The sequence below is a fragment of the Bradyrhizobium sp. SZCCHNR1093 genome (genome assembly GCF_032381175.1).
Taxonomy (GTDB): domain Bacteria; phylum Pseudomonadota; class Alphaproteobacteria; order Rhizobiales; family Xanthobacteraceae; genus Bradyrhizobium.
In genome coordinates this window covers 245,784-261,363 of record NZ_JAUHJJ010000006.1, presented here as the reverse complement: position 1 = coordinate 261,363, position 15,580 = coordinate 245,784, and the positions used below count along the sequence as shown (strand labels likewise).

Genomic DNA, 15,580 nt, shown 5'->3' with positions numbered 1-15,580 from the left:
TCGGTGAAACCGTAGTGCAAATTCGCAAACGGAGCTCTAATTCGCCCGCGTCCAGGTCGAGGACCGGCAGACGATGCCGCCGAGCGCGCAGCCCGCGGTCGTCAAGGTGCCGCCCGACAGCGTCATCTTGGCATCGTAGGTCTTGCCGTCATCGGGATTGCTGTAGCTGCCGGCCCAGGCATTGGGTCCGGTCGGCTTCATCCCGGAGAACAGCCGCTGGCCGACCTTGGCCGGGGTGTCGGTGCCCTCCTTGATCCAGACCAGTGTGCCGCAGATGGCGCCGCCGCAGGGGGTGAACTTGACCTTGGAGGCGCCGCTCTCGCGCAGCCAGACGCCGGTGACGTCGTCGGCGAGCGCCGGGCCTGCGGCCAGCGCGAGCGAGAACCCAAGTCCAAGGACAAAACGACCGATCATGCGTGCCTCCCTAATCCTTCGAGACGAGCTTGTTGCTGGCGGATCGTGTCGGCGATGCGGCGGGCCGACGGCGATACGCTTCGTCTCCATTGTTCAACAAAGATAGCAGGTTCGGACATGCTGCACCTCGCGACCGGGCGTGCCGATGTGGCGCGACAGCGGCGTATCCGGTGTTTCTGCGTCCGGAAGGTTCCGGGTTCGGGCTCTTTCCAATGGTGGGCAGATGGTGCTAGGAGGTTGGGCCAGGGGCGCGCTGCCCACTCATGTTTCCCACCCCGCCGGGCCGAATGAAGAACGACCAGCTGCTCGCCCAGATCACGGAGTTCTGCCGCCAGTCCGACATGGCGGAATCGACGTTCGGCCGGCGCGCCGTCAACGACGGCAAGCTCGTGCAGCGGCTGCGCGAGGGCAAGCGCATCACCATCGACACGCTCGACCGCATCCAGGCCTATATCGCGGCATCCACCGGCACCCTGCCGCCGCCGCGGCTCGATGTCGTGCCCGAGAAGCGCGATCCCAAGAGCAATTTCCGCTTCTTCGAGAACCGCCAGAAATATCTCTTGTTCGTGCACACCTGCAGCGAGAAGCGGGTGGTGGCGGAACGCGTCGGTCTCGAGCTCGCCAGCATCCATCCCCGGCCCCCGGCGCTGCGGCTGTTCGATGCCGGCGTCGGCGACGGCACCGTGCTGTCGAAGGTGCTGCGGACCATGCATGGCCGCTTTCCCCACATCCCGTTCTATGTCGCCGGCAAGGAGCTGAGCCTCGAGGACGTCCGGCTGACCTTGGAAAAGGTGCCGGACCGGCTGTTCGAGCACCCCGCCAGCGTGTTCGTGTTCACTAACATGAACTATGCCGAGGCGCCCTGGCTGACCCCGGCCTCGCCGTCGGTGGCGGCATCGATGATCTGGCACGAGGTCGTGCTGCAGGGCGATTCGTCGGGGGATTTCGAGACCCAGATCGCGGCGCTGAAGCCGTTCCTGGAGCAGAACTGGCGCGCCAACGTCTCCCAGCGCACGGGCATGCCGGTCTATGAGCGGCCGATCGCGCTGGTGCTCTACCGCGAGGATCACCGCTTCCTGCTCGACGGCATCATCCCGCGGGCCGGGCGGGTCGAGGCCAATTTCGACCTGATCATCGCCTCGCAGCCCTACCGGGCCCGTTCCTCCGTCAATTTCCGCGCCAAGCGCATCATCGCACCTCTGGCGAGGGCGCTGAAGCCGGGCGGGCGGCTGATCGGAATCCACTCCCACGGCCAGGATCCGGGCCTGGACATCATCCAGGCGGTCTGGCCCGGAGAAAATCCTTTCTCGGTCAGCCGCCATGAGCTATTGCGCGCCGTGAAATACGAGCTCGGCTCCAGTGGGCGGGACTTAAATTTTAACGCCTATGCGGACAATCGCTCGATTTTCAGGTATGAGATGGAGGCTCTGCCCAACGAGGTCACCGGTACCATCGGAACCTCGACGGCCTTTGCAGCCTGGAACGCGGCGGTGTATGTCGCGCAGATCGAGGAAGACCGCCTGACGGAGGTCGCCCACTCGTCTCGTGCGCTCGACGCCGCCAGAGAGGTTCTGCGAAAGCACAACGGGCTGTGGTTCTACGACGAGTCCTACGTCATCTCGCGGCGTCGCGACTGACATTCCTTAGGGATCAATACAAACGACCGCCGTGGGCGGCGAAGAAGGGGTTGCTTGATGCGCGCGTCATATCTGTTCACCTCGGAGTCGGTGTCCGAAGGCCATCCGGACAAGGTTTGCGACCGTATTTCCGATGAGATCGTCGACCTGTTCTACCGCGAAGGGCCGAAGGCCGGCATCGATCCGTGGCAGATCCGCGCCGCGTGCGAGACGCTCGCCACCACCAACAAGGTCGTGATCGCCGGTGAGACCCGCGGCCCGGCTTCGGTTACCAACGAGCACATCGAGCACGTCGTCCGCGAGGCCATCAAGGACATCGGCTACGAGCAGGAAGGCTTCCACTGGAAGACCTGCGACATCGAGATCCTGCTGCATCCGCAGTCGGCCGACATTGCGCAGGGCGTCGACGCGCTGCAGCCGGGCGAAGTCAAGGAAGAGGGCGCCGGCGACCAGGGCATCATGTTCGGTTACGCTTGCAACGAGACGCCCGATTTGATGCCGGCGCCGATTTTCTACGCCCATAAGATCCTGCGCCTGATTTCGGAAGCCCGTCATTCGGGAGTCGAGAAGGTGCTGGGCCCGGACTCCAAGAGCCAGGTCACCGTGCGCTATGAGAATGGCAAGCCGGTCGGCGTGCGCGAGATCGTCGTCTCGCACCAGCACCTGGTCGAGGACATGACCTCGGCGCAGGTGCGCGAGCGCGTCGAGCCCTACGTGCGCGAGGCGCTGCCGAAGGACTGGATCACCAAGGACACGATCTGGCACATCAACCCGACCGGCAAGTTCTACATCGGCGGTCCCGATGGCGACACCGGCCTCACCGGCCGCAAGATCATCGTCGACACCTATGGCGGCGCGGCCCCGCACGGCGGCGGCGCCTTCTCCGGCAAGGATCCGACCAAGGTCGACCGCTCCGCGGCCTACGCCGCCCGCTACCTCGCCAAGAACATCGTCGCTTCCGGTCTCGCCGACCGCTGCACCCTGCAGCTCGCTTATGCCATCGGCGTGGCGCGGCCGCTGTCGATCTACATCGACACCCACGGCACCGGGAAGGTTTCCGAGGACAAGCTCGAGAAGGCGGCGGCCGAGGTCATGAACCTTACCCCGCGCGGCATCCGCTCGCATCTCGACCTCAACCGCCCGATCTACGCGCGCACCGCGGCCTACGGCCATTTCGGCCGCACGCCGGACAACGAGGGCGGCTTCTCCTGGGAGAAGACCGACCTCGCCGAAGCGTTCAAGCGCGCGGTGTAGTTGTTAGGGCCGTCATTCCGGGGCAGCGCAATAGCGCTGAACCCGGAATCTCGAAGTGATGGATTCCGGGTTCGCGCTGACGCGCCCCGGAATGATGTTTTTTGACAAACAGGAACCCCACATGACCGCCAAGCCAGGTTTCACCGACTACATCGTCAAGGACATTTCGCTCGCCGAGTTCGGCCGCAAGGAGATCTCGCTCGCCGAGACCGAGATGCCCGGCCTGATGGCGACGCGTGAGGAGTATGGCCCGAAGCAGCCGCTGAAGGGCGCGCGCATTGCGGGCTCGCTGCACATGACCATCCAGACCGCGGTGCTGATCGAGACGCTGAAGGCGCTCGGCGCCGACATCCGCTGGGTCTCGTGCAACATCTACTCGACCCAGGACCACGCCGCCGCGGCGATCGCTGCCGCCGGCATTCCGGTGTTCGCCGTCAAGGGCGAGACGCTGGTCGACTACTGGGACTACACCGCCAAGCTGTTCGACTGGCATGGCGGCGGCCATCCGAACATGATCCTCGATGACGGCGGCGACGCCACCATGTACGTCCATCTCGGCCTGCGCGCCGAGAACGGCGACGCGGCGTTCCTCGACAAGCCTGCCTCCGAGGAGGAGGAGGTGTTCTTCGCGCTGCTCAAGAAGCAGCTCAAGGAGAAGCCGAAGGGCTACTTCGCTGGTATCGCCAAGTCGATCAAGGGCGTCTCGGAGGAGACCACCACGGGCGTGCACCGTCTGTATGACATGCAGAAGGCCGGAACGCTGCTGTGGCCCGCGATCAATGTCAATGACAGCGTCACCAAGTCGAAGTTCGACAACCTCTATGGCTGCCGCGAGTCGCTGGTCGACGGCATCCGCCGCGGCACCGACGTGATGATGTCGGGCAAGGTCGCGATGGTTGCGGGCTTCGGCGACGTCGGCAAGGGCTCGGCCGCCTCGCTGCGCCAGGCCGGCTGCCGCGTCATGGTGTCCGAGATCGATCCGATCTGCGCGCTGCAGGCGGCGATGGAGGGCTATGAGGTTGTGACGATGGAGGACGCCGCGCCGCGCGCCGACATCTTCGTCACCGCCACCGGCAACAAGGACATCATCACCATCGAGCACATGCGCGCGATGAAGGATCGCGCCATCGTCTGCAACATCGGCCACTTCGACAACGAGATCCAGGTCGCCTCGCTGAAGAACCTGAAGTGGACCAACATCAAGCCGCAGGTCGACGAGATCACCTTCCCCGACGGCAAGCGCATGATCCTGCTGTCCGAAGGCCGCCTGGTGAACCTCGGCAATGCGATGGGCCACCCGTCCTTCGTGATGTCGGCGTCCTTCACCAACCAGACGCTGGCGCAGATCGAGCTCTACGCCAACAACAAGGACGGCAAGTACAAGAAGGAAGTCTACGTGCTGCCGAAGTCGCTGGACGAGAAGGTGGCGATGCTGCACCTCGCCAAGATCGGCGTGAATCTCACCAAGCTGCGCCCCGACCAGGCCTCCTACATCGGCGTCAAGCCGGAAGGCCCGTTCAAGTCGGACCACTACCGCTACTGATAATCCGGCGCGACGCGCGGCGGAGACGGTGAAGGCCGGGGCATTGCCCCGGCCTTTTGTTTTGTCGTCATCGATGCTCCGAAGATGGGACGTCGTCATTGCGAGCGAAGCGAAGCAATCCAGGGTGTCGCGCGCGACTCTGGATTGCTTCGTCGCTTCGCTCCTCGCAATGACGGAGAGAGTGTGCGCTCTACGAAATCAGCGAGATACTGCCACCTGCAGTGTACGTGACAATCACCCTGTCCGCCGCGAGGCCAGCGCCGACGCGCGCACCGCCTTCGTGCGCTTTGCCGCATGATGCTCCGGTCGCGCGGCGATCCGCTTGCCCTTCTTCGTCTCCGCCGCCGCCACCCTCACCGCAGGCGCGCGATGCTTGGCATATTCCTCGCCGTCGACCGGGCCGACATGCGGCGGGTCGCGATCGAGATAGGGCCGGCCGATGCCAAAGCTCTTGCCGTTGGCGTCGACCCATTTCCATAACTGCTCGGTCGCCACCCAGCGCTGCGCGCGCGTCGCGCCGTTGACGCTGACGATGTCGGCCGCGAGTCCATGGCCGTAGCCGCCGCGCAGGCTGCCGCCGTGATAGGAGCGGTTGCTTGCGGCCTTCAGGCCGCTCGCGATCTCCTGCCGATAATCGTCGCGGAAGCCGCTGGTGATGCCCGGCGCGAGACCCGCGGCCTCGGCGGCGTGCAAGGTGTGAAACAGCTTCAGCTTGAAGCCGCGGTCCATGCCGCCGATCACGTACTCCATCATGCTGCGGCCGACGCGCTCGGCCGCCTTCGGATCCTTCCAGGTGAAGTCGTTGTCGACCAGCTTGGTGAAGCTGCGCGTCACCTTCACCATGCGCCCCTTGCGCTTGACCGTGACGACGCGGCGCTCGGTCTCGCGGATCTTGTCGAGCTTCGGCGCGCGCTCGTACAGCGCCCACAGATAGCGATCGATGCAGGCATCGATGGCGGGGCACTCGTCGAGGATCTCGATGCGGTCGGCGCTGGCGACGGTGGGCCGAGGCGGTTCGGTCGCTGCGCTGGGCGCGGCCTGTTCGTCCGCTGGCAGGACGGCCGATGGCGTGATCGACGCGGTCGTCAGCGCGGGCTCGGCTGCGGTCGGCTGCGGCGACGTCGCGATCGGCTCCGCGACGACGGGCGGCGTCGCCGCCTCGATCTCGGCGGCGGCCGCGGGCCATGCCGCCGCACAAGCTATTAGGACAACGGACCGACACAACGCACGGGTCGAAAGCTGCTGCGAGCTCATCATCCGGCCTCCCCCAAATCCGAGCCCCTGCTGGTGAGGGGCGGTCAGGCATCCGATACCTGCGATTGTTCGGTGCAAGACGGCCCGGCGCAATAACGCATCTCCGCGCCCGCGCAGCTTTTGCGAGAACTGTGGCCTGCGTGCAACGCTCGTGAGTTCCGTGTGTGGCGCGATTCGCCGCGAACGATCGTTCGGCGACGACAGATGATGGAGACCGCAGGGCCTCCGGCTGACGCCCTACGCCGTACTCGGCTGAGCCGGCCAGTCAGCTCGTGCGCGAGCTGCGCCGCAGCAGCTTCCGCCCTGTCAGCATGGCGCGGGCGAGATTCTCGCGCTGCAGGCGGCTCACCAGCACCACGCCGGCGACATGCAGCACCACCAGCGGGATCAGCAGATATGACGTCACCTCGTGGGTGTCCTCGACCCACCAGAGGCCGAAGAAGCGCACGGTCACCTGCATTGCGCCGGTCACCACGGAGACGATGAGCAGAAGCAGCAGTGCGAGCTGCATCGCCGTGCCCGCAGGGTTCAGCCCGAGATAGCGTCCGGTCCTGCCGCGCCGCAGATTCCACAGATAAGCGGGCGTCGCGCGCAGCCGGGCGCCGATGCTGCGGAAGCGCGAATGGCGGGTGCCGATGATGCCCCAGATCAGGCGGAACGCAAGCAGTCCGAGGATCGCGTAGCCCGCGATCCGGTGCAGGCCGTCATGGACGTTCGGCGTCACCCACGCGACGAGCACCAGCACGGCCAGCATCCAGTGCCACAGCCGCAGCGGAAGGTCCCAGACCCGTACGGTCTCGGCGGCGTCCCGGTGTTTCAGGCTGGCGCTGGGGGCTGTGCCGTGCATGGCTTTCACGTCAGGTCATCCAGCACGCTGGACGACGCTTGCGCCAACTACTTGGCGATCGTGTGCTTCAGGCTGAGATCCTCCGGGCTGTAGAACAGCTCATACAGCTTGCCGCCCTTGACGCCGTAGACCTCGTAGCAGGTGCCCTCGACCTTCGAGCGGCGCACCTCGTAGCCCGCATCCTTCGCCTTGGCTTCCGCCTCGGCCGCCGGCTTCCACGACGCCTTGTCGAGCTTGGTGCAGTCCTTGTAGCCGTCCGCCAAGGCCGGCGAGATGGCGGCAAACGCGACAGCGAGCGCGGCCGCAATGGTCAGTCTCATCAATCCCTCCAATGAGCAAATACAAATACGATGCATCGTGGGATCAGTGGAGACGGCAACCGCCCCGATGTGTCAACGGAGCGGCGGCTGGAATTGCTCTTAGAGCTTTTCCAAATTCGCCAGGGTCGCGATTTTTCAGCCGAGAATCGCAGACGGTGTGATGCGCGACGTTACGTCTCGCTCGCGCTGCTCATCGCGACACTGTGGTCGTCTGGCGTCCGCTCTCGCCCGGTCCCGCTGGCGGGACAGGGCGAGATGCGAATGCCGGCGTCAGAATTCCAGGTTCGCACCCAGATAGAACGAACGTCCGGGACCGGGAACGGCGGTGCCCCACATCGTCGCGGTGCCCGATACGCCGCCGCCGGTGGCAGCGACGGTGCCGGCCTCCTTGTTGAACGACATCGATGCGCCCTCGCCGATATAGGCGCCGCCGAGCGGCAGGTAGTAGAGCTTGTTGAACAGGTTCTCGACGCCGAAGCTGATGCGCAGCTTCTGCCAGCTGTAGTTGCTGCGCAGGTTGACCAGGCCGTAGGCCGGGGTCTTGAGCTCGTTGCGCGCGACGGAGACGTCGGACTTGCGGCACACCATCACCAGCTCGAGGCCGCTGTCCCAGCCGTCGAGCCGGTGCGTGAGCGTCAGCTTGCCGTTGATCGGCATGATGTTGTAGAGGCCGCCTCCGGTGTCGAGGTTCCTGCCGTTGGTATAGCTCAGGACTCCTTTCAGGCCGAAATCGCCGATCGGCGTCCTGCCCAGCGCCACCTTGCCGGACAGATCGAAGCCGTACAGCCGCGCCTGCTGGTTCATGTATTTCATGATCACGAACTGGTTGGCGACGGCAGGCGCGGCAGCGGTGTTGGTGGCGGCCTTCCACTGCACCGCATCGATGTAGTCGCGCACATGGGTGTAATAGGGTGTGAGCCGTATCTCGGCCTCATGGTCGGCGCTGTGCCAGGCGCCGGTGAAGCTCACGGTATGGGCGACCTCGGGTCTCAGATTGGGGTTTCCGAGATAACCGTTGCCGTCGCCGACGAAATTGTTCATCTCCAGCGCCATGGTGTTGCGCGACCAGGAATAGCGTTCGTACAGATTTGGCGACCGGGTCTTCTGCATCGCGCCGAACTCGAAGGTGAGATGGGCGCTCGGCGTATTCCGGAACAGCGCCGTCAGATCGACATTGTTGTCCTTTCGCGAGCGATCCATGGCGTTGAACGCCGCGCGGGAGCCGACCGAGCTCGTCTCGTACATGCCGGACATGAACCCCGATGTCAGCGGCGTGGTGCTGGTGTTGTAGCCGACGACCGGTCCGGTGTCGGTCTCGACGCGTTCGAACCGCACGCCCAGCAGCGACAGCCAGGACGGGCTCCACTTCGCCTCCCACTCGCTGAACACGCCGGCCCGGTCGCGCTTGCCGCCGTTGATGTTCCAGAACGTCAGCGGCGCCATGCCGCCGATGCAGTTGCCGACGCCGCAATCGGGGGCCGGCGGCCACCAGTCGTCGAGACGATAGGTCTGCAGGTCCACGCCGACGCGGACCACGTCGCGGGGCGACAGCGTGATGTCGGCCTTGGAGGTCAGGCCGTTGGTCTTGGTGCGCGTATACATCGGCATGCCGTTGACCGGATAGCTCGCACCCGTCGTGTTCGGCGGGCGCAGCGTGCCATACGAGAGCAGCCGATCGCCGCCGAAGTTCATGTAGTGATCGACGGACTGGTGATAGAGGCGGGTGTCCAGATCGCCCCAGTCGAACCGGCCGAGATGGTGCAGGTTGAGGCTGTAGGCATCGTTGCCCAGCATGTCCATGCGCTGGTTCGGGTAGAGCTGATAGGGGACCTCCTGCACTCCCGCCTTCAGCTCGATGAGCTGGCCGTCCTTGCTCCAGGCGATGCCCATCAGATGATTCCTGGTCTCGTAGGCGGATGAGCCGACCTGATCGAGGGGAAGCACCGGCGTGATCGAACTCCTCAGGGTGAAGTTCTTGAAGTTGCCGCCGGCCGTATAGTTGTCTGCCTTGACCGCAGCGCCGCTGTAGCTGACGCTGTAGTTCTCGGTGGCCATGGTGGCTGACAGGTTGACGCCGCGCACGTTGCCGTTGCTGCGGTAGAACGTGCCGATGCTGCCTTTTGTCAGCAGGCTCTGCCCCGGCGCCGCGAACAGGGCCGCCGGCGAGCTGACGGCGACGGTGCCGCCGATCGAGTCGCCGCCGACGCTCACGGGAGTGATGCCCGCCCAGACCTTGGCTGCGGCGACCTGGGCCGGATCGATGTAGGACAGCGCCGGATTCATGTGATTGGGACATGAGGCGATGGTGTCCATGCCGTCGACCTTGACGCGCAGGCGGTCGTCGGCGAGGCCATGGATCGCCGGCAGGCTCGAGGCCCCGCCGGCCGAATAGAGGCTGACGCCGGGCACATCGGCAAACAGCGCAGCGGTGTCGTTCGTGATGGCGCGCTTCGCCAGGATGTCACCCGGCGCAACCGAAGTGGCGCCGGGAGGCGAGGCGACGCCGTCGGATGAGGTCGCCTGCGGCGGCGGCGCGCTTGCCGGATTGGTCGTCGCCGCATGTGCGCCCCTGCGGCGGACGGCCGTTCGGGCGGCCGGGCGGGGCTGCGGGACAGTGACCGTCACCTGCGGCAGCGTGGCGGCAGAGCGAGCCCGCGATGGGTCCTGCGCAAGCACGGGGCTCGAGAGGGCGAATGCCAGTAGCGCAGGCGATGTCAGCACGGTGGTTGAGCGGAGCAACCGCCGCCGGACGGGTGTCGAACATTGGTCCATGATGGGATCTCGGAATAGGAATGGGAGAGGCGTCCGGCGGCGAGCGCGCCGTGGCCCCGTGAACATGTCGCGACGAGGCGGCTGCGGGCACGGCTGCGGCGACCGCCGGACGGCAGCCCACAGCGCGCGCGGACGAGACCGGCCGCATCGTGACGGGATGAGATGTCTGGAGTGATCGGCCTAGACGGCCGCCGGTGGTCCGCGAGCGACCGGCAGTTCGAGCGCGGGCCGGAGCGCCGCAACGACGTCGATCCGCTCGATCAGGATCGCCACGACCACCGGCATCGGCCGCGCCACGGCGGGTACGTGCGGGACGGCGACGCCGCGTCCGAGCGCACAGAACGGACAACTCGCGCATTGCTTGGCCGCAGTGCCGATATCGTCCGACGACGGACCGTCGGTGGAGCTCTGACAGATGATGGCGACGGTGTCGGGAGCCGCAACCGCAGCGCTCATTGCGGAGAGCGCCAGCGCGGACTGGAAGATCAGGGCCCATGCCGCGAACCAGACGAGAGCGCCGCCGAGCCGCGACAGCGCTGCGCGGCGCCGCGCTGAGCGCATGCGCGCCTCACGTCGTCCTGATGCGATGCCTTGTAGTTGACGCCCCTGACGAGCCACCGACTGACGCCCCCGTCCCTCGCAACTACCTACAGGAGCGGACATCCGGTTGGCAATGGACGACACGCGGCCGGCTCGACTCCCGTCGCAGTGGATCAATTCGGCCACAGTGAAGTGACTTCAACTCATTCGCGAGCGGCCGGCGCGACTGAAACGCGCGCGGGCCATTCTTGCGAGTCGAACTCAATCGCGGCGGGGTCTCGCGACGGATGACGGCCGGGCCTGGACGCCGTCAGCGACATCTGTCAAATATAGCCTCATGACCTTCCGCATTCGCATCGCAGGCGCTGCCGTCAGCAGCCGAATTACCGACCCGGCCTGATCCGTCGGGCCGGGCGCTTCTGCCTGTGAGAATTGCCTGTGAATGCTCTTGGCGCCCGAAGAGGCGCCGTATGCGAGGTCTGTATCCGTGTCTCCCAACCAACCGACGCTGCACCTCGTGTGCGGCAAGATCGCTGCCGGCAAATCGACGCTCACCGCGGAGCTCGGCCATCGCTCGGCCACCGTCGTGGTCGCCGAGGACGACTGGCTGGCGCGGCTCTATCCCGGCGAGCAGAGCAGCTTGGCGGACTACGTGCGCAATTCGTCACGGCTGCGCAGCGTGATGGGGCCGCATGTCGTCGCGCTGTTGCGGGCCGGCGTTTCGGTCGTGCTCGACTTCCCCGCCAACACGCCGGCGAGCCGCGCCTGGATGCGCGGTCTGTTCGAAGCCGCGGGCGTGTCGCACCAATTGCATCACCTCGACGTCCCCGACGAGGTCTGCAAGGCGCGGCTCCGCGCCCGCAACGCAGAAGGCCGCCACGCCTTCACGGTGACCGATGAGGAGTTCGACCTGTTCACGAGCTACTTCGTGGCGCCGACGCCCGAGGAGGGATTCGACGTGATCGCGCATCGGACGTGATGCCGCTCGCGGATGAGCGAAGCGACATCCGGGTTCACCGGCACACTGCGTGAGACCCCGGATGTCGCTTCGCTCATCCGGGCTACGTGTCGTGAGCCGCTGCAAGTCGCTCCTAAGCGCTCTGCATTCCGATCCTGAAGCGCCGATTCTGCCGGCCCTTGTTGTCGACCTTGAGAATGCGGATGGGCCGCGCCTGCGCCGTCGAGACCAGATGCGTGCCGCCGCAGGCTTGGCGGTCGAGGCCGTCGATGTCGACGATGCGGATCAGGCCGTCGGCCTGGCGTGGCGGGGCGACGGATTTGGCGCGGAACAGGCCAGCGGTCGCCTGCGCCTCGTCGTAGCCCATGTCGAAGGCGCGGACCGGGCGGTCGTCGGCGATCGCGGCGTTGACCGCATCCTCCACCGCGCGCAACTGCTCCGGTGCGACCTTGGGCAGGTCGAAGTCGACGCTGAACTCGTTGGTCTCGGTCATACGGACGCCGGTCAGCAGCGCGCCGTCGAACAGCGTGTAGACGGCACTGTTGACGAGATGCGCCACCGTGTGCTGCTCGTTCATGCGCTGCCGGAACGCCGGATCGACGCGCAGCTCGATCGCCCCTTCCGGGATGGCGTCATCACCGATCAGGTGCCAGATGCCGTCGGCGGTCGGCTCGAACCCGGTGACGACGCAGACGATCCCGTTCCACGCGATCGTGCCGCGGTCCGGCAACTGGCCGCCGCCGCCGGGATAGAACGGCGAGCGCGCCACCAGCACCGCGCCGGGGCGCGCGTCGAGCGCGGTGATGTCGAGATCCAGCACGTCGGGACGATCGACAGCGAAAGGGCGGGGCAGGAAGTCGGTCATGCAGAACGGCTCGCAATCGCATAGCCCGGATGAGCGGCACGACGTCCGGGTTCATCGAGACGGCGTGTGAGGCCCTGCATATGGCTGCGCTCATGCGGGCCACGAAGCTACGACGATACGCAGCATCGTCGCGCTGCGCAAATGGCCGTTCCTGGCTCGGCCGCAGCGCCGGGTCTCAACGGCATGCGGCCACCGTGAACCACGGCATGCGAAACGCGCCATCGCCCAGGCGCAGGCACACGGTGTCGCCCGGCTGCAACCTTTCGTACAGCGCCTGCGCAACATGTGCATCGGTGGCTCTCGCGAACGGGCCCCACGGCTCGAGCGTCACCTGATGTGTGGCGAGCCGGCTGTGGCCGAGATGCTTGGCGAGCACACGGCTGCGCAGCAGCGCCGGCGCCGAGCGGTCGAGTGCGGTGTTGAACTGACCAAGCGCCCCGAACGCATAGGCGGCGACGAAGAGAGCGGCGAGCAGCAGCCGCCAGCCGCGGCGGCGGAGCTGGGTTTCGAACCGCGCGGCGACGATGAGGAAAATGATCGCGACCGCGGTCGCGAAGGCCGTCAGCGGCAGCCAGTCGACGAGGTTGATGTCCGACAGCGTGCGCGCGGCGAGCGTGCCGGCCGCCACGATGCAACCGGTGCCGAGATTGGCGCCGTAGCCGGAGCCGAGGCCGATGCGGAACCGGCCGGGAAAGCGCAAGGTGAGGACGAGCGCCAGCAGCGGGATGACGGTGACGACCGCGATCAGCTGGCCGGCCGGAAAGCTCGGGAACAGCGACCAGGCTGCGAGCCCGATTGCGAACAGCGAAAAGCCCAGGGCGATGCGCTGCGACGGCGCGCCACTGCCGTCCCGGCTGTCGCTGTCGCCGGGCCTGTCGTCGCGCGGGTGGGGAGCGTTCATCACCAGATCCGTATCGAGGGTGTTTCCCGCTGATAGCGAAAGAGGGTTGACCGACGACGAATGCGCCGGCGATTTGACAGCGACGAGCCGGGTTGCGACTGTCCGCAGCCAGAGCAAGAAAGCCGCACCAGGAAACGCCAGGAACACCTCATGTCAACAGAGCATGTCGACGTGCTGATCGTCGGCGCCGGGCTGTCCGGCATCGCCGCCGCCTATCATCTGCAGCACAAGTGCCCGGGCAAGCACTTCGCGATCCTGGAGGGGCGAGGCGCGATCGGCGGCACATGGGACCTGTTCCGCTATCCCGGCATCCGCTCCGACAGCGACATGTACACGCTCGGCTATTCGTTCAAGCCGTGGACCGATCCGAAGGCGATCGCCGACGGGCCGCAGATCCTGAAATATGTCCAGGACACCGCGACCGATAACGGCATCGACCGCCACATCCGCTTCAACCATCGGGTCCGGCGCGCGTCGTGGTCGAGCGCGGACGCACGCTGGACCGTCGAGGCCGAGCGCCGGACGGAGCAGGGCACGGTCGAGACCGTGCGGATGACCTGCGGCTTTCTGTTCATGTGCTCCGGCTACTACCGCTACGAGTCGGGCTATCTGCCGGACTTCAAGGGTATGGCCGATTTCAAGGGCCGCATCGTGCATCCGCAGGCCTGGCCTGAGGATCTCGACTATGCCGGCAAGCGCGTCGTCGTGATCGGCTCCGGCGCGACCGCGGTCACATTGGTGCCGGCGATGGCCAAGTCCGCCGCGCATGTGACGATGCTGCAGCGCTCACCGACCTATGTGGTGTCGCGCCCGGCGCAGGACGCGCTCGCCAACAAGCTGCGCCGGCATCTGCCCGCTGGTCTCGCCTATCACCTGATCCGCTGGCGCAACGTGCTGTTCGGGATGTACTTCTTCCAGCTCAGCCGGCGCAAGCCGCAGCGGGTGAAGCAGCTGATCCTGGGCGGGGTACGCGCCGCGCTGGGTCCCGATTACGACGTCGCCACCCATTTCACGCCGCGCTACAACCCGTGGGACCAGCGGTTGTGCCTGGTGCCGGACGGCGACCTGTTCAAGACCATTCGCGAGCAGCGCGCCTCGGTGGTGACGGCCGGGATCGAGACCTTCACCGAGCGCGGCCTGCGCCTCGCCGACGGCCGCGAAATCGAGGCCGATATCGTGGTCACCGCGACCGGGCTGGTGCTGCAGGTGCTCGGCGGCATCGAGGTCGTCGTGGATGGCCGCACCGTCGATTTCGCAAAGACGCTCAACTACAAGGGGATGATGTATTCCGACGTGCCGAACCTGGCGGCGACGCTCGGCTACACCAACGCGTCTTGGACGCTGAAATGCGACCTCACCTGCGAATATGTGTGCCGGCTGCTCAACTACATGGACCGGCACGGCTACCGCCAATGCGTGCCGCACAATGACGATTCCACCGTTACGCCGCTGCCGTCGCTGAGCTTCAGCTCCGGCTATGTGCAGCGCGCGGTTGCCGACCTGCCGAAGCAGGGCTCGAAGCGGCCGTGGCGGCTGTACCAGAACTACGCCCTCGACATCGTCTCGCTGCGCTTCGGCAAGGTCGACGACGGCGTGATGCGGTATTCGTGAGGGCAGGGGGGCACGAGCGGCGCTCGCCTCTATGACGTCAGCTTGGGGCGGCTCTCTCCACATCGTCATGGCCGGGCTGGATCCGGCCATCGATGTCGTTGGGCTTGGAAGAACGCGGATGCCCGGAACCGGTCCGGGGCATGACGGGTAAGCAACCAGCAGTTTGCTTGGCGCTTACCGCTCCGCCGCCCCCTCCCGCAGCGGCGCGCGGCTGAGTTCGTTGGCGGCCGCAATCGCCTTGCGCATGAGGCGCACCAGCTCGTTCGCCTCGGCCTCGCTGAGGCCGCGCACCATCAGCCGCTGCGCCGCCTCGACCGCCGGCGTGATCGCCTCCAGCGTCCTTCTCCCCTCATCGGTGATCAACAGCTCCCGTGACCGGCGGTCGCGCGCGCTCGCACGGCGGACGACGAGGCCCTTCTGCGCGAGCCGGTCGATCACGCCGGTGATCGTGGTGCGGTCATAGGCGATCAGGCCGGCCAGCGTGATCTGGTCGATGGCCGGGTTGGCCGCGATCGCCGCCAGCGCCGCATATTGCACCGGCGTGAGGTCGAAGCCGGCCGCTTCCACCTCCGCCAGGAACACCGCCACGGCGATCTGCTGAAACCGGCGCGCCAGGTGCCCCGGCATGTCCCGCATCTCGGTCAATTCGAATCTCCTGTCACGA

14 protein-coding genes are annotated in these 15,580 nt (G+C 66.3%); 5 read left to right on the top strand and 9 right to left on the bottom strand.

The window, feature by feature from the left end; translation table 11 throughout:
- Nucleotides 1-36 precede the first annotated feature (36 nt).
- The gene (locus QX070_RS21155) at nt 37-414 is read right to left on the bottom strand and encodes a DUF2147 domain-containing protein (RefSeq protein ID WP_315738976.1); all 378 of its coding nucleotides are present in this window, start codon (nt 412-414) and stop codon (nt 37-39) included.
- 287 nt (nt 415-701) lie between these two features.
- Between QX070_RS21155 and QX070_RS21150 the strand changes: the two genes are divergently transcribed.
- The 3 genes from QX070_RS21150 (at nt 702) to ahcY (ending at nt 4,848) form a co-directional block, all read left to right on the top strand.
- Nucleotides 702-2,051: a hypothetical protein gene (locus QX070_RS21150; RefSeq protein ID WP_315738975.1), complete on the top strand. Its 1,350-nt coding sequence runs from the start codon at nt 702-704 to the stop codon at nt 2,049-2,051.
- A gap of 57 nt (nt 2,052-2,108) precedes the next feature.
- Entirely contained in the window at nt 2,109-3,305 is a 1,197-nt protein-coding gene (gene metK / locus QX070_RS21145) for a methionine adenosyltransferase (protein WP_315738974.1), read from the top strand.
- 121 nt (nt 3,306-3,426) lie between these two features.
- On the top strand, nt 3,427-4,848 hold the full coding sequence (gene ahcY, locus QX070_RS21140) for an adenosylhomocysteinase (RefSeq protein WP_315738973.1): 1,422 nt from the start codon (nt 3,427-3,429) through the stop codon (nt 4,846-4,848).
- Nucleotides 4,849-5,082: 234 nt separating this feature from the next.
- On the opposite strand, the gene QX070_RS21135 is transcribed toward ahcY, so the two are convergent.
- The 5 genes from QX070_RS21135 to QX070_RS21115 form a co-directional block, all read right to left on the bottom strand.
- Entirely contained in the window at nt 5,083-6,105 is a 1,023-nt protein-coding gene (locus QX070_RS21135) for a hypothetical protein (RefSeq protein ID WP_315738972.1), read from the bottom strand.
- A gap of 262 nt (nt 6,106-6,367) precedes the next feature.
- A complete protein-coding gene (locus QX070_RS21130) occupies nt 6,368-6,949 on the bottom strand; it encodes a cytochrome b/b6 domain-containing protein (RefSeq protein ID WP_315739134.1) in 582 nt (193 codons plus the stop codon).
- A 47-nt stretch (nt 6,950-6,996) separates the two neighbouring features.
- Nucleotides 6,997-7,269, bottom strand: coding sequence for a PepSY domain-containing protein (locus QX070_RS21125; protein WP_315738971.1), 273 nt, complete (start codon nt 7,267-7,269; stop codon nt 6,997-6,999).
- A 270-nt stretch (nt 7,270-7,539) separates the two neighbouring features.
- Nucleotides 7,540-9,894 (bottom strand): TonB-dependent receptor, encoded by a 2,355-nt coding sequence (locus QX070_RS21120; protein ID WP_315738969.1) that lies wholly within the window; start codon nt 9,892-9,894, stop codon nt 7,540-7,542.
- 327 nt (nt 9,895-10,221) lie between these two features.
- Complete coding sequence (locus tag QX070_RS21115) at nt 10,222-10,602, bottom strand: DUF2946 family protein (RefSeq protein WP_315738968.1); 381 nt, start codon at nt 10,600-10,602, stop codon at nt 10,222-10,224.
- A gap of 466 nt (nt 10,603-11,068) precedes the next feature.
- Between QX070_RS21115 and QX070_RS21110 the strand changes: the two genes are divergently transcribed.
- Entirely contained in the window at nt 11,069-11,560 is a 492-nt protein-coding gene (locus QX070_RS21110) for an ATP-binding protein (protein ID WP_315738967.1), read from the top strand.
- 112 nt (nt 11,561-11,672) lie between these two features.
- Here QX070_RS21110 and QX070_RS21105 read toward each other — a convergent pair whose 3' ends face one another.
- Together QX070_RS21105 and QX070_RS21100 are read right to left on the bottom strand one after the other, a co-directional pair.
- Entirely contained in the window at nt 11,673-12,404 is a 732-nt protein-coding gene (locus QX070_RS21105; RefSeq protein WP_315738965.1) for an alanyl-tRNA editing protein, read from the bottom strand.
- 175 nt (nt 12,405-12,579) lie between these two features.
- Complete coding sequence (locus QX070_RS21100) at nt 12,580-13,305, bottom strand: hypothetical protein (protein WP_315738964.1); 726 nt, start codon at nt 13,303-13,305, stop codon at nt 12,580-12,582.
- A 60-nt stretch (nt 13,306-13,365) separates the two neighbouring features.
- Between QX070_RS21100 and QX070_RS21095 the strand changes: the two genes are divergently transcribed.
- The gene (locus QX070_RS21095) at nt 13,366-14,916 is read left to right on the top strand and encodes a flavin-containing monooxygenase (protein WP_409999178.1); all 1,551 of its coding nucleotides are present in this window, start codon (nt 13,366-13,368) and stop codon (nt 14,914-14,916) included.
- A gap of 174 nt (nt 14,917-15,090) precedes the next feature.
- On the opposite strand, the gene QX070_RS21090 is transcribed toward QX070_RS21095, so the two are convergent.
- Nucleotides 15,091-15,543 (bottom strand): MarR family winged helix-turn-helix transcriptional regulator, encoded by a 453-nt coding sequence (locus QX070_RS21090; RefSeq protein ID WP_315739133.1) that lies wholly within the window; start codon nt 15,541-15,543, stop codon nt 15,091-15,093.
- Nucleotides 15,544-15,580: the final 37 nt, after the last annotated feature.